The following is a 17,836-nucleotide window of genomic DNA, read 5'->3' as shown; positions in this document are numbered from 1 at the left end:
AAGCACAGGGGACGGAGCATAGTCCAGCGGATCAGCTTCCGGCCAGAGGCTTTGCGTCCGCGGGCGTGGTTTTGTCCGCCTGCCTTTTTTCGCGCCGCAACAGGGCGGAGTTCAGTTCGGCGCCAAAGATGAAAAGCACGGCCGAGACATAGAAGAAGACCAGGGTGACGATCACCCCGCCGAGACTGCCATAGGTGGCGCTGTAGCTACCCAGTTTGGCAACATAGATCGAGAACAGGCTGGCGGCAGACAGCCAGAGTATGGTGGTGGCGATCACGCCGGGCAGCAGGTTGCGGACCCGCAGGCAGGCGCCCGGCAGCCAGCGATGCAGCGCCAGCAGGGCGGTCATCAGCACCAGGGTGGCCAGCAGATAGCGCACCGTGCTGAAGGCCCAAATGTCGCCCTCTCCGAGCGGAAACAGCCAGAGCAGCCCTTTCCAGATGACGGGGCCGAGGATGACCAGGACCGAGAGCAGCAGGAAGACCACGCCACCGACGATAATGGCCCCGATGCTGCCCAGCTTGATCAGCCACCAGGGCCGCGCTTCCTCGATGTCATAGGCAGCATTGAGTGCGATCCGCAGCGCGTCGATGCCGTTCGACGCCACCCAGAGCGCACCGAGCAGACCGAGCGTGAGCAACCCGCCGTCGCGGGTATCGATCACCTCATGGATCACCGGCGACAGCGTCTGCGCGACATCCTGCGGCAGCAGGTCGAGCATGCTCTGCACCGAGGCCAGCCCGCCGGCAGAGGTGCCGAGGAAGCCGGCCAGCGCTGCCAGGAAGATCAGGAAGGGAAAGATCGCCAGCAGGCCGGTATAGGCGATGTAGCCAGCCAGTTCGAAGGACAGGCTGTTGATCATCGCGCGGCCGGTATTGATCAGCAGCCGGCCGAGGCTCAGCAGCCGGATATTCATCCCGGCCGCCCGCTCTGTACCTGCTTGAGCAGCGCCGCACAGTCGCTGTCGCTTTCCAGGCCCGGCTCGATGAAGGCCAGGATCGAGGCCAGCGGCGTCAGCAGCACGCCAAGCGCCACCGCGCCCGCGCCGCGCGCCGCCAGCGGACCGGCATCGACGCCGATCGACGGCCGGCTGAAGGCGCCCTTGATGTTGATCGGCGTGCGCGCCGCCAGCAGGCTGGGATCCTTCGGATGTGCCTTGATCTTCAGCCCAAGCAGTTCCTGCGTCAGGCTGATGCTGCCCTCGGCCGTGACCGTCGTGTCGGTGGTATCCAGCACGAAGACGCGCGGCGTCATCAGGCCCTGCTCGACGTTGAAATCGGTGACGAAGCAGCGCAGCGGAATCTGCTTGTCGCCACCGGCCCAGAAAAGTGCTGCCTGGCCGACATCAAGTCCGACCAGTTCCATCGCCAGGTTCGACAGCGAACCGTTCTCCATCGCCATGCGGATCTGGCCGTTGGCGCTGCCGAGCGACTTCTGCACCGTGTCGCCATAGCCGACCAGCTGGATACGGCCGCTGATCTCGCCGCTGCCGCTGTCTTTCAGGCCGGCGGATTCCAGGAATCGTTCGAGCCGGAATTTGTTGAGTTTCACGTCGTACTGCGTCAGCACGGCATCGCTGCGCGCATCGATACGGATATCGGCATTCACCTGTCCGCCGGCGACACCCAGTTTAAGCGGTCGCAGATGCAGCACGCTGTTTTCCAGCAGCAGGTCGAGATCGACCGCACTGAGCGGCGTATTGGGCGCTTCCACCTTGTCGCCGTGGAACTTCACCTTGGCATCGACTTCGCGGATCTGCTCAACCGCCAGCGGCGCGTCAGGCAGCACGCGCGGCGGCGGGCCCTTATCTGCTGCCGGCTTTCCGGCTTTCTGCGCCGCCGCCTTCTGGTTCTCGGTCATGGCGTCGGTGTTCGGCGGGCGCTCTTCTTCCGGTCGCAGGCCCACGAGAGGCCCGATATCGCGATAGTCCAGCACCTTCGAACGCAGATCGGCCTCTAGGTAGAGTCGCTCGCGCCCGGTATCGATCTCGATCATGCCACCCAGATCGCTGTTGCCGACCCGGCCTGCCATAGTCTCGATGCGCCAGACCGCACCGTCACGATGCAAACGGCCTTTCAGATCGTAAGGCGGCGTCATCGGCAGCGGTACGCCGGTGATGATCTGCAGCCGGGCGAGATCGGGACCGCTCAGCGCAATATCGAGGTCGAGCCCCTCGAACTTGATGGGATCGGCCAGCGTTCCGGAGATGCGGCCACGCGTCTCGCCCACCACCATTTCGATAGTCAGCGGATAGGGTTCCTCGCTTTCGCGCAACGACAGCAGCGAACCACCGGTCATACGCAGCCGAAAGGCTTCGCCATGCATGGTGCCGCGACCGCCGAGCCGCACGCGATCCCTGCCCTCGCTGTTGGCACCGACCACAGTGGCGACTTCAGCATCGATATCGACACCAACCTTCTCGTCGCGATAAAGGAAGCGGCCGTCCTCGATACGGAGCCGGCCGATCAGCGGCATCTCGGTACGATCCTCGGGCGCGGCAACATCCTTGGCCACCTTCACGCCGAAGGTCCAGTTACCCTCGCCATCGGCGCGCCGCTCCAGTGCCACCCGCGGCTTCACCAGCTTGATTTCAGGCAGCACTGTTCGGCCGCGCAACATCTCGCGTAAATCGACCACGATCTCGGCACGCTCAAAGCTGACGAGTTCCTTTTCCTTTGCCCATTCAGCGTTGGCCATATGGAAATCTTCAACGACGAAACGCGGGGTGAGTGACCACTCGCCATCCAGCCGCCCGTTGATCACGGTCTGCCGGCCCGTCGTCGCGGTAATGAAGCTCTGCGCCGGATTGCGCAGCCAGTTCCAGTCGAACAGCGCAGCCACCGCCACGAGGGCAACCAGCAATACGGCCAATCCGCCCGCCATCCAGTGCCACCACGGACGGCGCCAGAACGACCGAGGGGTGGATTTTTCCCGCGATTCTGGTGTTTTTCCCCGCGGATTGGGCGTGGCCATGGCAATCTCCGGTTGGATAACAGAACCCCTGGTATGTCCTTGGAGTTCCGTCAGAAATTGCCGGCGAGAGGAAAAATTAACGGCTGTTTAAAATTCGTTAATCGTGACCTGACACAGTACGTCTCATGGGCGTCCAGACGGAAATCATCATCCCCCGCTATGTCGTGATGACACGACTGGCCGACAGCTGGATTCCGCGCGCCTCCCATGGCGATGCCGAACGCGCCGAGGCCGAAGCCTTCCGCTGGCGGCGCATCTACGGGCCCGACCGCACCCGCGTCGCTGAATTCCTCGTGCCGGAGGAAATAGATACGCCGAGCTACGAGGCGGTCACGGTCACTGCGGTGCCACTCGTCCCGCGCGCCTCCTCAAAAATGGCTTCGGACAAATATCATGCCTGGCGCGAAGCCGGCCTGCGTGCACTCGCGCTTTATCTCGGCTTCGGCTTCGCCACCCGCGCTGTCGATCTGCTGATCATTCTGGTTGAGCATTAGTTCTCGGCATTAGTTTTAGGGCGCCGCCTGGGCTAGACTCGTCCGCAGTATCTCCCCGCCCGAGTCCGATATGCTCTCCGTCATTTTTGCCATCATTCCGATCTTCCTGCTGATCGCGCTCGGTGGCGCGCTCAAGCGTTATAATTTCCCCGGCGAAGCCTTCTGGCCGCTGGCCGACAAGATGACGTATTACATCTTCTTCCCGGTTCTGCTGGTCGACAATCTGAGCAATGCGCGGCTCGGCAATCTCGACCCGACCGGCATGCTGGGCGCATTGCTGGCCGTGATCCTGCTGCAGGCCGCGCTGGTTTATCTGCTGCGACCCCTGGCAAAAGTTGACGGGCCTGGATTTACATCGCTGTTCCAGGGCTCGCTGCGGTTCAACACCTTCGTCGGCCTCGGCGCCGTGGCGGCATTGGAGGGCGGCGCCGGCATCACGCTGTTTGCCATCGCCATTTCGCTCGCCATCCCGGTGCTGAACGTGCTTTGCGTGCTGACGCTGGCACGCTATGGCGCGCATGGACAGAGTACCAGCCTGAAGGGGCAGGCGCTGTTCCTGATCAAGAACCCGCTGATCATCGCCTGTCTGATCGGTATCGCCATGAATGCCGCCGGCCTGTCCCTGCCGCAGGGCATCGAGCCGGTGTTCAAGATGCTGGGCAGCATGGCAGCTCCAATGGGCCTGCTGACCGTGGGCGCCGGCCTGCAATGGGAGGCGGCGCGCAACGGCGGCCGCGCCGTGCTGCTGGCCAGCGTGCTGAAGCTGGCGATCTATCCGCTGATGCTATTTGGCGCGGCGAAACTCTGGGGCCTGGGGCCGCTGGAAACCAAGGTGATGGTGCTGTGGGGCGCCATGCCGACGGCGAGCACCAGCTACATTCTCGCAAGACAGATGGGTGGCGATGCGCCGCTGGCCGCCGCCATCGTCACGGTCAGCACGGTCCTGGCATTCGTGACCGTGCCGATCTTCATGCTACTGGCAGGCGTTTAGCCGAAAGCAATCAGCCCTTGGGGAAATCCAGCCCCATGGCTTCATAGCGCTCGGGGTCATCACCCCAGTCCTCGCGCACCTTCACGAACAGGAACAGGTGCACGCGACGCTCGAACTGCTCTTCCATGATCTTGCGGGCAAAAGCTCCGATACGCTTGATCATCTGCCCCTTCTCGCCCAGCACGATCTTCTTCTGGCTGTCACGCTCGACGAAGATCACCTGATCGATACGGGCCGAACCGTCCTTCTGGTCTTTCCAGTTCTCGGTCTCGACCGTGATCGCGTAAGGCAGTTCGTCATGCAGGCTGCGATAGACCTGCTCGCGCGTGATCTCGGCGGCCAGGAAACGCATCGGCACATCGGCCAGCTGGTCTTCCGGATAGAGCCATGGACCGGCCGGCATGCGTTTGGCCAGATCGGCGCGCACATCATCCACGCCGGTGCCCTTCTCCGCCGAGATCATGAAGACGCGTTCGAAATCGTAAGCCTCGCTGATTTCTTTGGCCAGACCGAGCAACTTTTCGCGCTGCACGGCATCAACCTTGTTCAGCGCCAGCAAAACATTCTTGCGTTTGCGGTTCTTAAAGGCATCGACGATGGCGCGGCTCTCCTCGTCGAAGCCGCGTTCGGCATCGATCAGCAGCAGCACCGCATCTCCTTCATCCACGCCGCTCCAGGCCGCATTTACCATGGCCCGGTCCAGCCGGCGCTTCGGCGTGAAGATGCCAGGCGTGTCGAGGAAGACCAGCTGAGTCTCGCCTTGCATGGCAATCGCCGTGATGCGGGCGCGCGTGGTCTGGACTTTCTTGGAGACGATGGAAACCTTCGCGCCGACCAACCGGTTCAGCAACGTGGACTTGCCGGCATTCGGCGCGCCGACGATGGCGACGTAGCCGCAATGCGGCGCCGTCGGGGAAACTTCGATGTCTTCAGTCATGCTTTCTCGGTGACAAGCCGGTCGAGCAGACGACCGGCGGCTTCCTGTTCAGCGGCCCGTTTCGAGCCGCCCTGCCCCTTGGCTGGTTCGCCACTTCCGAGCTTCACGGCAACGGTGAAATGCGGTTCATGCGGCGGGCCTTCGGTGCTGACGATTTCATAGCGCGGCGCGGCCATGCCACGCGCGGCTGCCCATTCCTGCAGCGCGGTCTTGGGGTCCTTGGCGGCGCCATTGGCGACTTCAGTTAACGCCGGCTCCATGTAGCGACGTACAAAGCGTTCGGCCACCTTGAGCCCACCATCGAGGTAGAGCGCCGCGACCACGGCCTCGCAGGCGTCGGCCAGGATCGCCGGTTTGCCAGCGCCGCCGGAATCGCGTTCGGAGCGCGACAGCTGAATGAAGTCGCCCAAGCCGAGCGACTGCGCGAAACGCGCCAGGCTCTCCTGCTTGACCAGCGCATTATAGCGTAGCGCCAGTTCGCCAGCTTCAGCCTGCGGAAAGCGTTCAGCCAGCAGCGTGGCAACAACCAGGCCCAGCACGCGGTCGCCGATGAATTCGAGGCGGTTGTAGTCGCGCACGGCCGGCGGCGTTTCGGCGGTCTTAGTGCGGGCGGATTTGGCCCGGCTGCGGCGCGGGTTGGCCGAGGGATGTACCAGCGCTTCTTCCAGCAGTTTGGTGTCGGCGAACTTATGGCCCAGCGCCTGCTGAAGTTGCTCCAGTGCCGGTTTGCGGGTCTCCGCGTTCAACGCCGGCCTCAGTTGATACCGGTGAACATGCGACTCCAGCGCAGGGCGCTGAACCATGTCCAGGGCTTGAGCAGCGACGCGCTCTGGTCGATCGAGATCCAGCGCACTTCAGCGCGACCGATCAGATGGTCGGCCGGCACATAGCCGACGCCGCCGACTTCGACCGGCACGCGGCTGTCCTGCGAATTATCGCGGTTGTCGCCCATCATGAAGTAATGGCCGGCCGGCACGGTATAGACGCCGGTATTGTCGCCGGCATTGTAGTTAAAGAGGTTCAGCGTGTTGAAGGTCGCGCCACCCGGCAGCGTCTCCTCCCACTGCTCAATCCGCTCGGTCACGTTGCCGAAGCGGTCGTGGCGCTCGAAATCTTCGACGCGACGGCGCTTCACCGGCTCGCCATTGATCAGCAGCGCACCGTCGCGGACCTGGATACGGTCGCCCGGCAGACCGATCACGCGCTTGATATAATCGATCGACGGATCGCGCGGCCAGCGGAAGACCACCACGTCGCCGCGCTTGGGCGACGAACCGAGGGCACGGCCCTCGAAGATCGGCGGGCTGAAGATGATGGAATACTTGCTGTAGCCGTAGGCGAATTTGGAAACAAAGACATAGTCGCCGACCCACAAGGTCGGCAGCATCGATTCCGACGGGATATGGAACGGCTCATAGGCGACGGTGCGAATGCTGATCGCCAGCAGGACGGCGTAGATCAGCGTGCGCAGGCTGTCCCAAATGTCGCCGCCGCGCGTCTTGGCCTTTGCCACTGCCTGCTCCTGATCCATATAAATCAATCCCTTACGCGTATAATCCGGCGCGCCGGAGCGGCATCAAGCCGTGTTCCGCCCGGCAAAGTCAAGCGCTGGCTAAGGGCCTGATCAAACGGGCGTTTTCGGCCTTGCCGAGATGATGACGATGGCCTGGGCCAGGGGCGGTTCATCGGTCAGCGAGATGTCGATCTGGGCTTCATATCCTGCGGGTAACATGCTCTCAAGACGTGCCAGCGCCCCTCCGGTCAGCGCCATCGACGGCTTGCCTCCGGTCAGGTTGATCACGCCCATGTCGCGCCAGAACACGCCCTTGCGGAAGCCGGTGCCGAGCGCCTTGGAGCAGGCTTCCTTGGCGGCATAGCGCTTGGCATAGGATTCGATACGGGTGAGCTGACGGCGATCGGACCGCGCGCGCTCTACCGGCGTGAAGATGCGATTGAGGAAACGGTCGCCGAAACGCTGGATGGTCTTGTCGATCCGGCGGATATCGATCAGGTCAGACCCCAGGCCGATGATCATGCCGATTTTGCCGTCAGGCCGCGCGCATCGTTCATCAATGCGCGCATGCGGCGGATCGCGCCATCCAGCCCGCCGAAGATCGCCTCGCCGATCAGGAAATGGCCGATGTTGAGTTCGACGATGGTGGGTATGGCCGCAATCGGCGCCACCGTCTCGAAATTCAGGCCATGGCCGGCATGACATTCCAGGCCGAGCTTCTCGGCATGGGCAGCCGCCTTGCGAATACGCTCCAGTTCCGCGGTCTGTTCTGCGCCCTCGGTTTCGCAGTATTTGCCGGTATGGATTTCGATCACCGGCGCACCGAGCGACCTGGCGGCATCGAGCTGCTTCTCGGAGGCTTCGATGAACAGCGACACGCGGATGCCGGCATCCGACAGTCTGGCAATCATCGGCTTCAGATGTGCGAACTGTCCGGCGGCGTCGAGGCCGCCCTCGGTGGTGCGCTCCTCGCGGCGTTCCGGCACGATACAGGCGGCATGCGGCTTGTGGCGCAGCGCGATGGCCACCATCTCTTCGGTGGCCGCCATCTCAAGATTGAGCGGCAGATTGATCTCGGCCATCAGACGGTCGATGTCACTGTCAGAGATATGCCGGCGATCCTCGCGCAGATGCGCGGTAATGCCATCGGCACCAGCGACAGCTGCCAGTTTGGCGGCACGGACCGGATCGGGATGCCGGCCGCCGCGCGCGTTGCGAATGGTGGCAACGTGGTCGATGTTGACGCCGAGACGGAGGCTGCGCGCAGTCATGGCGGAGTTTCCTATTTCAGGCCGCGCGAGCCGGGCTTGATCGCCGGGATTTTCTGCAACTCGGGCGGCAGCGCATCGGCGGCATAGGACGGCACCTTGAAGCCGCAAAGCGCGAACAGCGGCACACCGAGATCGACTTCGCCATCGGAGCGGTCGACGATGCACGATGCCGCCACGACCTTGCCACCATGATCTTCAATGCAGTCGATGCATTCGCGGCTCGATTTTCCGGTGGTGACCACATCCTCGGCCATCAGCACGCGCGCGTCCTGCGGAATATCGAAACCGCGGCGCAGCGCGAATTTGCCATCCACACGCTCGGTGAAGATCGCCGGCACGCCGAGCTGGCGGGCGAGTTCGTAACCGACAACGACGCCGCCCATGGCCGGCGAGCAGACCAGATCAACCGGCTTTGGGCCGTATTTGGCGCGCAGCCTGTCGGCAAGCGCCTTGCACAGCGCTTCGGCGCGCTCGGGGAACATCAGCACGCGGGCCGACTGCATATAAACCGGGCTGTGCAGGCCGGAGGTGAGCAGAAAATGGCCTTCCAGCAGGGCGCCGGAGTCACGGTAATGCTGCAGTACGTCCTCACGATTCATGGTCTTGCGGTCTCTTTCTGGTCAGTTGATCAGCCGCGGGCACGTTCCACCGAACTGATGACGGAGGTGGCGCGCAACGCCGCGATGATGTTGGTGAGATGCTTCACGTCGCGCACCTCGATATCAACAAACATCTCGAAGAAATCGGTAGTGCGATTGGTGATCTTGAGATTGGTGATATTGCCCTTGTGCTTGGCGATGATAGTAGTCACCGCACTTAATGCACCCGGCTCGTTGTTGATCAGCAGGTTGACGCGGCCGACATGGCCATGCGTCTTCTCGGCATCGGACGGCGGATCCCAGGCGAGATCGAGCCACCGCTCCGGCTGTTCGGCAAACTGCTCCAGCGTCTCGCAGTCGATGGTATGGATGGTCACGCCCTTACCCGTGGTAACGATGCCCACGATACGGTCGCCCGGCAGCGGATGGCAGCAGCCGGCGAAATGCATCGCCATGCCCGGGATCAGGCCACGGATCGGGATGCCACTGCCGGCCTTGCTGTGATCGGCCGGCTGGCGATGCGGCCGCGGCAGCGGTGGCGCCTTGTCGGCCTCGTCTTCCTTCTGGCCGGGGAAGACGATGTTGATCACCTGACGCGAGGTGAAATTGCCCTCGCCCACACCGACGAAAACTTCATCGGCATTTCGTAGCTTCAATACCTTCACGACCGGCTCCAGCACCTTCTCGGTGGCGGAACTGTCATGCTCCTTGAATGCCTTGGTCAGGATCGCCTTGCCCAGTTCGTGATACTGGCCGCGCTGCTGCTGGCGGATGAACCGGTTAATGCAGGATTTGGCGCGGCCCGACTTGACGAAATTCAGCCAGGTTGGATTGGGTGCCGGGACTTTCGAACGCAGGATTTCCACCTGGTCGCCATTGCGCAGCACGGTGCGCAGCGGCACTACGCGACCATTCACCTTGGCGCCAACCGCCGTATCGCCGACGTCGGAATGCACGGCATAGGCAAAGTCGACCACGGTGGCATCGCGCGGCAAGGCAATCAGGTCGCCCTTCGGCGAGAAACAGAAGACCTGATCCTGGAACATGTTGAGCTTGGTATGCTCAAGGAACTCTTCCGGATCCGACGCCTGGTCAAGGATTTCCAGCAACTCGCGCAGCCAGCGATACTGACGCGCCTCAGCTTCCGGCGCCGGAGTACGACTGCCGCCATTCTGCTTGTACTGCCAGTGCGCCGCGACGCCGAGATCGGCGATGGTGTGCATCTCGTTGGTACGGATCTGGATTTCGATGCGCTTGTTTTCCGGGCCGATCACCGTGGTGTGCAGCGAGCGATAGCCGTTCTGCTTCGGCGTCGACAGATAATCCTTGAAGCGGCCCGGCACCGATGGCCAAGTCTGATGCACCACGCCCAGTGCGTGATAGCAGGCCGCGACATCGGCCACCACGACGCGGAAGGCCATGATGTCAGACAACTGCTCGAACGCGATGTTCTTGCGCTGCATCTTCTCCCAGATCGAGAAAGGCCGCTTTTCGCGTCCCGACACCCAGGCCTCGACACCCTGCTCCGCCAGCGTACGCTTCAGCTTGTCGACAATGCGATCGATCAGGCTGCCGCTCTCGGTGCGCAACTGGTCCAGGCGCGCGATGATGGATGCGCGCGCATCGCCATTCAGTTCGGCGAAGGCAAGGTCTTCCAGCTCCTCGCGCAGGTCCTGCATGCCGATGCGGTCGGCAAGCGGGACATAGATCTCCATCGTCTCCTTGGCGATGCGGCGGCGCTTGTCCGGATCCTTGATGAAATGCAGCGTGCGCATGTTGTGCAGCCGGTCGGCCAGCTTGACCAGCAGCACGCGGATGTCGTTCGACATTGCCAGCAGCAGCTTGCGGAAATTCTCCGCCTGCCGCGTGCGATCCGATTGCAGTTCGATGCGCGATAACTTGGTCACACCATCGACGAGGCGCAGCACATCGGCGCCGAAATTCTTCTGAATCTCGTCCGGCGTCGCGACGGTGTCTTCCAGTGTGTCATGCAGCAGGCCGGTCGCAATGGCCGTCGCATCGAGCTTCATGCCGGCGAGGATGCCTGCCACTTCGACAGGATGGGAAAAATACGGATCGCCCGACGCACGCTTCTGCGCGCCATGCGCTTTCATCGAAAACACATAGGCGCGATTCAGCAGGTCCTCATCCGCCGACGGATCGTAGGCGAGGACTTTTTCCAGCAGTTCAACCTGACGCATGACTCGCGGGCGCATCGTCTTTAGTCCGTTCTCCGCTTCCGGCAAACGGTTGTTCCTAAAGACTTATTCTGGGCCAATTTCCGCCGGGGACAAGCCCAGCGGGAGGAAAAACCTTAATAAAGCCGCCAGATCACTCTTCGGCGGGGGCTTCCGGCTCTCCAGCAGCTTCTTCTGCCGCATCATCCGCATCGTCGCCATCGGCCTCTTCGATCCCCATGCCTTCGGCGAGGTCTTCATTGTCCTGCGGGACACCGGCCCATTCGCCCGACTGCATCAGGGCGGCCATGTTGTCCTCTTCCGGCTCGTCAACTTCCGGGCTGTCCTGCATATCGCCGATCATGCGCTGACGCAGACCTTCGATATCCACGGTTTCATCGGCGATTTCGCGCAGGGCGACGACCGGGTTCTTGTCGTTGTCACGATCCACGGTCAGCGGCGCGCCGGTGCCGATGGCGCGGGCGCGCTGGGCGGCGATCAGAACCAGCTCGAAGCGGTTCGGGATCTTGGTAACGCAATCTTCGACGGTGACGCGGGCCATGGCTTACCCTCGGGCAAAACAGGAGAAAAACGGCGGAAGCGGGTTATTAAGGGCGTTTCCGCTGCGATGCAAGGCCCATTCAAGCAGAAACGCGGCATCGGGACCAAGAAATTCCTTATAACTTATTGATTCTCATAGGATGCGCCGCGGAAATCAGGTCCGGCAAGGCTGCGCCGCTGCGCGGATGGCGCCAGTCCGGCGCGATTTCCTGCAGCGGCAGCAGCACGAACAGCCGTTCGGCCATCCGCGGATGCGGCAAATGGGGGGTTCCACCCTGCCCGACCTGGCCCGGCTCCGGCTCCGGCTGAACCTGGCCGCGATAGTCGATCAGGTCGAGATCGAGCACACGGGCTTCCCAGCGCTGCTGTCGCACCCGGCCGCAGGCCGATTCGACCCGATGCAGCGCCGCCAGTAGCTCCGCCGGCATCAATGCCGTTTCGACTTCGGCCACGCCATTGATGAAGTCAGGCTGCTCGGATGCCGGCAACGGTCCGGATTGCCACCAGGAAGAGCGTCGCAGGATCGCGATACCCTCGTGAGCGAGCAATGACAGCGCGGCCTCAAGCGTTGCGCGCGGCGAACCATGTTCCGCGCTCGGCAGATTCGCGCCAAGCGCGACGAATATCCCGCCGCCTGATTTTGTTACAACGTTTCCACTTGCCATCGCGATTGCAGAGTTTGCACACTGACTGCATAAGAACGTCGCATAACGCGTCTGCGTTTTATAACAAAGTCATATGGAAGAGGATAGCCGATGAAGTTTTATCAGCAGGAGCGCGTCGCATTATTTATCGATGGCGCCAATCTCTATTCCGCCGCCCGCAGCCTCGGCTTCGAAATCGATTATCGCCGCCTGCTCGACAGCTTCCGCAAGGAATCGCAACTGGTGCGCGCCTTCTACTACACGGCGCTGGTCGAGGATCAGGAATACTCCCCGCTGCGCCCCCTGATCGACTGGCTCGACTATAACGGCTTCACCATGGTGACCAAGCCTGCCAAGGAATATACCGATGCCATGGGCCGCCGGAAGGTGAAGGGCAACATGGATATCGAACTCGCTATCGACGTGATGGAGATGGCGCCGCATATCGACCATGTCGTGCTGTTCTCCGGCGATGGCGATTTCCGCCGCCTGGTGGAAGCCGTGCAGCGCAAGGGTGTGCGCGTCAGCGTCGTCAGCTCGACCCGCACCCAGCCGCCGATGGTGGCTGACGAACTGCGCCGCCAGGCTGATACTTTCATCGAGTTGCAGGAACTGATGCCGAAGATCATGCGCGATGCCGCCGCGCGCGACCAGTCGCGCTCTGCCGGCGTGCATGCCACGCTGCGCAGCGGCCCGAATAGCGACCGGGGCAGTGATCGCGGCAACGACCGTGGGAATGTGGCTCATTCGAGCGCGGCCAATGCCATGGATGACTTCGACGAGATCGACACCGCCGATCCGCGCAAGCATCTGCGCTGATTCAGACCGCCCTGCCCCAATGACGACCGCTGTTCCCGCTTTGCCGGGTCACAACTGCCCGCTCTGCCCGCGGCTGGTCGAATACCGCATGGCCAATCGCGCCACCTTCCCCACCTTTTTCAATGGCCCGGTGCCGCCCTGGGGCGATCCACAGCCTGCGCTGCTGATCGTGGGTCTCGCACCTGGCGTGAAGGGCGCGAACCGCACCGGCCGGCCTTTCACCGGCGACTATGCCGGCGAACTGCTGTATTCGACGCTGATCAAATACGGCTACGCGAAAGGCCAGTTCAAAGCTGATCCGAATGACGGGTTGCAACTGGTGCGCAGCCGCATCACCAATGCGGTCAAATGCGTGCCGCCGGAAAACAAGCCGACACCTGCAGAAACCAAGACCTGCATGAAGACCTTCCTGTCAGGCGAGATCGCCGCGATGGCAGGCCTGAAGGCGATCCTGGTGCTGGGGCAGATCGCGCATGTCGCCACGCTGGATGTCCTGAAGGTCAAGCGGTCCGCGGCTCCGTTTGGCCATGGCGCGGAACATAAGCTGGCGAGCGGTGTGACGCTGTTCTCCAGCTATCACTGCTCGCGCTACAACACCAATACCGGCCGCCTCACCGAGGCCATGTTCCATTCGGTATTCGACAGGATCAAACAGGTGGCGGGCTGAGCCGCCACCTGTCACGACTTAAGCCTTCGGCTTCATCATCAGCGCATTGAAGCGCCGTTCCGGACGCGGCGTGATGGCGATATTTGCCTTACCGGCCATTTCCGCATTCGGATGGAAGACCGGGATGATGGCCTGTTCGTGCATCGACAGTTCGATGGCGGCCTGTACCAGAGGTTTGCGCTTTACTGGATCCATCTCGCTCTGCGACTTCTCAATCGCGGCATCCAGATCGGTATGCGAGAACTTGGTGCGGTTGGCAGTGCCGTAGATGCCGCCCGGCGTATGAACGAGTGCGCGCGGACCAATCGAAGCCTCATCCGTGCCATACTGCGCCATAAAGCAGGAATACTCCTGCTTGGTCGCCTGCGAGAAGAAGACGGTGCCGGGCAGCGCCTCGACGCTGACCTGCAGGCCGATCCGCGTCCAGAACTGGCCGACCGCCTGGGCGATATCCTTGTCCTTCGGATAACGATCGCCGGTGGCATGCAGCGTGATCTTGAAGCCGTTGGGATAGCCGGCTTCCTTCAGCAGCGCCTTGGCCTTTTCAGGATCGTAGGGATCGACTTTCAGCTTGGTGCTGGTGCCGTCGAAGCGCGACGGCAGGAACTGTGAGGCCGGCGTGGCCGAACCGTCCAGAATACGGTCGACGATCGCCTTGCGGTTGATCGCCAGCGACAGCGCCTTGCGCACGCGGCGATCCTTCAGCGGATTGCCGAGCAGCGCCGGCTGGCCATCCTTGGCGGAGATGAACGGGCTGACATCGCGCACGGCATCCATGGCGATATACTGCACGGTGGCCGAAGCACCGCTGACGACGTTGAAACGCTTGTCCTGCTTGATGCGCGGAATATCGATGGTCGGCACTTCGTCGATGGCATCCACATCACCCGACAGCAGCGCGGCGATACGCCCGGCATCGCCCTTGATCACCTTCTCGGTCACCTTGGCCCACGGCTGCTTCTCGCCCCAGTAAGCGTCGTTGCGGGCCAGCACCAGCCGCTGGCTGTTTACCCATTCAGTCACCTTGTAGGGGCCGGTGCCGATGGCAGCGCCGGCAGCGCCGTTGTTGAAATCGGCGGTGCTGGCAGCGACATGCTTCTTCGAGATGATGAAGACGCGTGCCAGATCGGATGCCAAAGTCGGTGACGGCGTTGCCGTCTTGAAACGGATCTTGTGCGACCCCAGCTTTTCAGTGCTCTGGATCGAACGGGTGAACTGCGTGAAAGGATTCGGGCTGTTCGGCACCTTCGGCACGCGCTCCAGCGTGGCGATCACATCATCGGCGGTGAAATCGGAACCATCATGAAATTTCACGCCCTGCCGCAGGTCGAATTCCCAGGTCAGGTTGTCGATGTTGCGCCAGGCCGTCGCCAGGCCCGGAATCAGGCGCAACCCGCTGTCGATACCGATCAACGCGTCAAAAATCAGCGAATGCGACGAGGCCTGCGGAAAGCCGTTGAAGAAATGCGGATCGAGCGTGTTGAGTTCGAGCTTGGTACCAATCGTCAGCGACGACGTGCCGCTCTGCGCAAAGGTTCGCGAACCAATACCGGCAGCTGCCAGCGTCGCAAGAGTTCCGCCCATGAACAGGCGGCGGGAAACTGGGAGCATGCCGTTTTTCCTTCTGGTTTTTGGCGTCGCGTCGGACCTATAACAAACGCCTTCGTGTTTTGAGTCAATCAGACAGGGTGACATAAAGCCATGCCGCGCAGTTATCGCATCGCCATTGGCGGCTTCATGCTGGAAAGCAACGGTCACGCACCGGTTTCAACCCGGGAGGAGTTCGAATCCGCCGTGCTGCTGGAAGGCGAAGGCCTGCTGGCCGACCTGGAAAGCCGCAATCCGCGCATTCCGACCACACTGACCGGCTTCACGGCAGAAATGGATCGCCTCGCAGATTGGGAACGCGTGCCGCTGGTTATGGCCGCCGTCGGCGCCTCCGGACCGGTGGACCAGGAGTTCTTCGACTGGGTCATGGAGCGCATGCGCAAGCTGCTGCGCGAGGCCGGTCCGGTGGATGCAGTTTTCCTGTCGCAGCATGGCGCTGCGACCGCAACGGTCGATATCGATCCTGACGGCACGGTGTTCCGCGCCGTCCGCGAGATCGTCGGGCCGAATGTGCCGGTGGTTGCAACGCTGGACCTGCATGCCAACGTCAGTCCGGCGATGGTGGAACTGGCGGATATCCTGGTTGCCTATCGCGAGAATCCCCATACCGATATGCCGGATCGCGGCGCCGATTGCGCGCGCCACCTGAAGGCCATGCTGGAAGGCATGAAGCCGCATTCGGCCTTTGTGAAGCTGCCCTTCATTCCGCCCTCGACCAGCCAGAATACCAAATCCGGGCCTTATGCCGATGTGATTGCCTACGGTCAGACCAAGGTCGGCGGCGGCGTGATCGACGTCTCGATCTCGTCGGGCTTCTCGTTAGGAGATACGCCCAAGAACGGTACATCGGTGATCGTGACTGCGACCGATGCCAAACAGGCTGAAATGGTGGCACGCGATGTTGCCAGTCACGTCTGGAGCCAGCGTCATCGCTTCACCACCAGTCTCACCAGCCTGGAACGCTGCACCGAGATGGCGCTGGCCTGCAGCCGCGATCCGGCCAAACCTGCCCTGCTATTTGCCGATGTGGCCGACAATCCCGGCGGCGGCGGACGCGGCAACACCGCCTATATTCTCAGCGCCTTCCACAAGGCCGGCGTTACCGGCTGCGCCATCGGCCCGGTCTACGATCCGCTGCTGGCCGCCGAAGCGCACAAGCTGGGGATCGGCGCGACTTTCGAGGCGAAGTTCAACCGCAACGAAACCACCACATTTTCCGAAGCCTTCACCGCACAAGGCAAGGTGGTTGCGCTGAGCGACGGGCTGTTCGTCGGCCGTCGCGGCATGGCGGCTGGCCGTACACTGGATATGGGTCCGGCCGCGGTCGTTCAGGTCGGCGGCATTCAGGTCGTCGCGATGACCAACCGTCATCAGGCGCTCGATCCGATGTTCTTCGAAACCTTCGGGATCGACATCGCGACCCTGCGCAGCCTGGTAGTGAAATCGCGCGGCCATTTCCGCGCCGGCTTTGATGAGTTCTATTCCGACGACCGCATCATCGAGGTGGATGTGCCCGGTCTGACCACGCCGGTGCTAAGGAACGTCCCCTGGCGCCAGGTACCACGGCCGATCTACCCCCTCGATCCGGAGACGACATGGGCGCCATAAGCGCCCATTCTTCTTGAGAACATTTAGGCAACATGATATAATGCAGGGTATAATAAATCAATGACTTAGCAAGATGCCCCCGATCCAGACCTCGATCATTCCCGACCACGAAACCGTGTTTGCCCATCTGAGCAACCGGTTCGATCTCGAAGCGGCGATGCAGCCATTCCTCGGGCGGACCTCGGCGCTGCAGCGCTACGACCTGTCCTTCGATCTGCCGGCGCTGGAGACGGCCTGCCGCCAAGTGATCGCGCGCTATAGCCTGCGCGGCTTTCGCAATACGGCCGACGACGTCGCCAATCCGGCCTACGGCTCGCTGTCGCTAACCTGCAATCCTGACGTCGCCGGCGATCCGCACAGCGCGACGCTGGGCTCGGCGCATCTGCGCAACGGCCAGTACTTCTACGCTTCAGACGCGACCCGCGCCCAGATGCCGAAGCTGAAGGGCGACTATTACGACGGCTATGGCTTCCGTCGGCTCACACCGGCGGCAAACCACGGTGCGCTGGGCGGGTTGCTGCGCGGCTTCACCTTGCCGGTGATCCGTTCGCGCCTCAGCGTGATTCCCGGCGACAATCCGGCAGCACTGCAGGACGGCTACGGCTGGCACCGCGACGAAAGCATCTTCCACAATCTGCGCATCAATATTCCGGTCTGGACCGCGCCGGAATACCTGCTGGAGATTGAAACCGTGCTGCTGCAGCCGGAACCCGGCTCGGCCACGGCACAGCGCCATCACCTACGGCATGGCTTTGCCTGGTCATGGGATACCAACCAGCCGCATCGCGTTTTCGCCAGCGGGCTGACAATGCAGTCACGCTGCCATCTGGTGGTCGGTCTGGCGCCGTGGTTCGACTATGATGCTGCGAACGACGCCTGGTCGCCCAACCAATGGTTCGGGCGCATGCATCCGCACGATCTGATTGCCGAGGGGCTTGCCCATCCGCTGATCCGCGCAGGTCGACGACTTTAGG

At 62.4% G+C, this 17,836-nt stretch carries 18 protein-coding genes; 6 read left to right on the top strand and 12 right to left on the bottom strand.

Features of this window, described 5'->3' with window-relative positions:
* Positions 1–31 precede the first annotated feature (31 nt).
* Together CTR53_RS18625 and CTR53_RS18620 are read right to left on the bottom strand one after the other, a co-directional pair.
* Positions 32–916 carry a YihY/virulence factor BrkB family protein gene (locus CTR53_RS18625; RefSeq protein ID WP_290817053.1) on the bottom strand — a complete coding sequence of 295 codons (885 nt, stop codon included), beginning with the start codon at positions 914–916 and terminating at the stop codon, positions 32–34.
* On the bottom strand, positions 913–2,883 hold the full coding sequence (locus CTR53_RS18620; protein WP_290817222.1) for an AsmA family protein: 1,971 nt from the start codon (positions 2,881–2,883) through the stop codon (positions 913–915). The genes CTR53_RS18625 and CTR53_RS18620 overlap by 4 nt, the downstream gene beginning before the upstream one ends.
* A gap of 215 nt (positions 2,884–3,098) precedes the next feature.
* On the opposite strand from CTR53_RS18620, the gene CTR53_RS18615 reads away from it, so the two are divergent.
* Both CTR53_RS18615 and CTR53_RS18610 read left to right on the top strand, forming a co-directional pair.
* Positions 3,099–3,467, top strand: a complete 369-nt coding sequence (locus CTR53_RS18615) for a hypothetical protein (protein WP_290817052.1) — start codon at positions 3,099–3,101, stop codon at positions 3,465–3,467.
* A 70-nt stretch (positions 3,468–3,537) separates the two neighbouring features.
* Complete coding sequence (locus CTR53_RS18610; RefSeq protein ID WP_290817050.1) at positions 3,538–4,458, top strand: AEC family transporter; 921 nt, start codon at positions 3,538–3,540, stop codon at positions 4,456–4,458.
* A gap of 10 nt (positions 4,459–4,468) precedes the next feature.
* On the opposite strand, the gene era is transcribed toward CTR53_RS18610, so the two are convergent.
* The 9 genes from era to folK all read right to left on the bottom strand — a co-directional run bounded on the left by era (position 4,469) and on the right by folK (position 12,181).
* On the bottom strand, positions 4,469–5,395 hold the full coding sequence (gene era / locus CTR53_RS18605) for a GTPase Era (protein ID WP_290817047.1): 927 nt from the start codon (positions 5,393–5,395) through the stop codon (positions 4,469–4,471).
* The gene (gene rnc / locus CTR53_RS18600) at positions 5,392–6,141 is read right to left on the bottom strand and encodes a ribonuclease III (protein ID WP_290817045.1); all 750 of its coding nucleotides are present in this window, start codon (positions 6,139–6,141) and stop codon (positions 5,392–5,394) included. Before rnc ends, era begins: the two co-directional genes overlap by 4 nt.
* A gap of 8 nt (positions 6,142–6,149) precedes the next feature.
* A complete protein-coding gene (lepB, locus tag CTR53_RS18595; RefSeq protein ID WP_290817042.1) occupies positions 6,150–6,926 on the bottom strand; it encodes a signal peptidase I in 777 nt (258 codons plus the stop codon).
* A gap of 93 nt (positions 6,927–7,019) precedes the next feature.
* Positions 7,020–7,430 carry a holo-ACP synthase gene (acpS, locus tag CTR53_RS18590; protein WP_290817039.1) on the bottom strand — a complete coding sequence of 137 codons (411 nt, stop codon included), beginning with the start codon at positions 7,428–7,430 and terminating at the stop codon, positions 7,020–7,022.
* Positions 7,427–8,179, bottom strand: coding sequence for a pyridoxine 5'-phosphate synthase (locus CTR53_RS18585; protein ID WP_290817036.1), 753 nt, complete (start codon positions 8,177–8,179; stop codon positions 7,427–7,429). The genes acpS and CTR53_RS18585 overlap by 4 nt, the downstream gene beginning before the upstream one ends.
* A gap of 11 nt (positions 8,180–8,190) precedes the next feature.
* On the bottom strand, positions 8,191–8,778 hold the full coding sequence (gene pyrE, locus CTR53_RS18580) for an orotate phosphoribosyltransferase (RefSeq protein ID WP_290817034.1): 588 nt from the start codon (positions 8,776–8,778) through the stop codon (positions 8,191–8,193).
* Positions 8,779–8,807: 29 nt separating this feature from the next.
* Positions 8,808–10,979, bottom strand: coding sequence for a bifunctional (p)ppGpp synthetase/guanosine-3',5'-bis(diphosphate) 3'-pyrophosphohydrolase (locus tag CTR53_RS18575; RefSeq protein ID WP_290817031.1), 2,172 nt, complete (start codon positions 10,977–10,979; stop codon positions 8,808–8,810).
* 130 nt (positions 10,980–11,109) lie between these two features.
* Positions 11,110–11,517: a DNA-directed RNA polymerase subunit omega gene (gene rpoZ, locus CTR53_RS18570; protein ID WP_290817028.1), complete on the bottom strand. Its 408-nt coding sequence runs from the start codon at positions 11,515–11,517 to the stop codon at positions 11,110–11,112.
* 115 nt (positions 11,518–11,632) lie between these two features.
* Positions 11,633–12,181 carry a 2-amino-4-hydroxy-6-hydroxymethyldihydropteridine diphosphokinase gene (gene folK, locus CTR53_RS18565; RefSeq protein ID WP_290817026.1) on the bottom strand — a complete coding sequence of 183 codons (549 nt, stop codon included), beginning with the start codon at positions 12,179–12,181 and terminating at the stop codon, positions 11,633–11,635.
* 90 nt (positions 12,182–12,271) lie between these two features.
* Here folK and CTR53_RS18560 point away from each other — a divergent pair, with 90 nt between their 5' ends.
* Together CTR53_RS18560 and CTR53_RS18555 are read left to right on the top strand one after the other, a co-directional pair.
* Positions 12,272–12,979, top strand: a complete 708-nt coding sequence (locus tag CTR53_RS18560) for an NYN domain-containing protein (RefSeq protein ID WP_290817024.1) — start codon at positions 12,272–12,274, stop codon at positions 12,977–12,979.
* A gap of 19 nt (positions 12,980–12,998) precedes the next feature.
* Positions 12,999–13,646, top strand: a complete 648-nt coding sequence (locus tag CTR53_RS18555; protein WP_290817021.1) for a uracil-DNA glycosylase — start codon at positions 12,999–13,001, stop codon at positions 13,644–13,646.
* Positions 13,647–13,664: 18 nt separating this feature from the next.
* Here CTR53_RS18555 and CTR53_RS18550 read toward each other — a convergent pair whose 3' ends face one another.
* Complete coding sequence (locus CTR53_RS18550; RefSeq protein WP_290817019.1) at positions 13,665–15,257, bottom strand: ABC transporter substrate-binding protein; 1,593 nt, start codon at positions 15,255–15,257, stop codon at positions 13,665–13,667.
* 90 nt (positions 15,258–15,347) lie between these two features.
* Here CTR53_RS18550 and CTR53_RS18545 point away from each other — a divergent pair, with 90 nt between their 5' ends.
* Positions 15,348–16,862 (top strand): M81 family metallopeptidase, encoded by a 1,515-nt coding sequence (locus CTR53_RS18545; protein WP_290817016.1) that lies wholly within the window; start codon positions 15,348–15,350, stop codon positions 16,860–16,862.
* Positions 16,863–16,935: 73 nt separating this feature from the next.
* Positions 16,936–17,835, top strand: coding sequence for a hypothetical protein (locus CTR53_RS18540; RefSeq protein WP_290817014.1), 900 nt, complete (start codon positions 16,936–16,938; stop codon positions 17,833–17,835).
* Position 17,836: the final 1 nt, after the last annotated feature.

The sequence above is a fragment of the Ferrovibrio sp. genome (genome assembly GCF_002796975.1).
GTDB lineage: Bacteria > Pseudomonadota > Alphaproteobacteria > Ferrovibrionales > Ferrovibrionaceae > Ferrovibrio.
This window is presented reverse-complemented; position numbering and strand designations above follow the sequence as displayed.

What these genes read in the sequence shown, in the direction of transcription:
- CTR53_RS18625 (WP_290817053.1), bottom strand. Translation starts at nt 916, where the DNA reads ATGAATATCCGGCTGCTGAGCCTCGGCCGGCTGCTGATCAATACCGGC.
- CTR53_RS18620 (WP_290817222.1), bottom strand. Translation starts at nt 2,883, where the DNA reads ATGGCGGGCGGATTGGCCGTATTGCTGGTTGCCCTCGTGGCGGTGGCT.
- CTR53_RS18615 (WP_290817052.1), top strand. Translation starts at nt 3,099, where the DNA reads ATGGGCGTCCAGACGGAAATCATCATCCCCCGCTATGTCGTGATGACA.
- CTR53_RS18610 (WP_290817050.1), top strand. Translation starts at nt 3,538, where the DNA reads ATGCTCTCCGTCATTTTTGCCATCATTCCGATCTTCCTGCTGATCGCG.
- era (WP_290817047.1), bottom strand. Translation starts at nt 5,395, where the DNA reads ATGACTGAAGACATCGAAGTTTCCCCGACGGCGCCGCATTGCGGCTAC.
- lepB (WP_290817042.1), bottom strand. Translation starts at nt 6,926, where the DNA reads ATGGATCAGGAGCAGGCAGTGGCAAAGGCCAAGACGCGCGGCGGCGAC.
- acpS (WP_290817039.1), bottom strand. Translation starts at nt 7,430, where the DNA reads ATGATCATCGGCCTGGGGTCTGACCTGATCGATATCCGCCGGATCGAC.
- CTR53_RS18585 (WP_290817036.1), bottom strand. Translation starts at nt 8,179, where the DNA reads ATGACTGCGCGCAGCCTCCGTCTCGGCGTCAACATCGACCACGTTGCC.
- pyrE (WP_290817034.1), bottom strand. Translation starts at nt 8,778, where the DNA reads ATGAATCGTGAGGACGTACTGCAGCATTACCGTGACTCCGGCGCCCTG.
- CTR53_RS18575 (WP_290817031.1), bottom strand. Translation starts at nt 10,979, where the DNA reads ATGCGTCAGGTTGAACTGCTGGAAAAAGTCCTCGCCTACGATCCGTCG.
- rpoZ (WP_290817028.1), bottom strand. Translation starts at nt 11,517, where the DNA reads ATGGCCCGCGTCACCGTCGAAGATTGCGTTACCAAGATCCCGAACCGC.
- folK (WP_290817026.1), bottom strand. Translation starts at nt 12,181, where the DNA reads ATGGCAAGTGGAAACGTTGTAACAAAATCAGGCGGCGGGATATTCGTC.
- CTR53_RS18560 (WP_290817024.1), top strand. Translation starts at nt 12,272, where the DNA reads ATGAAGTTTTATCAGCAGGAGCGCGTCGCATTATTTATCGATGGCGCC.
- CTR53_RS18555 (WP_290817021.1), top strand. Translation starts at nt 12,999, where the DNA reads ATGACGACCGCTGTTCCCGCTTTGCCGGGTCACAACTGCCCGCTCTGC.
- CTR53_RS18550 (WP_290817019.1), bottom strand. Translation starts at nt 15,257, where the DNA reads ATGCTCCCAGTTTCCCGCCGCCTGTTCATGGGCGGAACTCTTGCGACG.
- CTR53_RS18545 (WP_290817016.1), top strand. Translation starts at nt 15,348, where the DNA reads ATGCCGCGCAGTTATCGCATCGCCATTGGCGGCTTCATGCTGGAAAGC.
- CTR53_RS18540 (WP_290817014.1), top strand. Translation starts at nt 16,936, where the DNA reads ATGCCCCCGATCCAGACCTCGATCATTCCCGACCACGAAACCGTGTTT.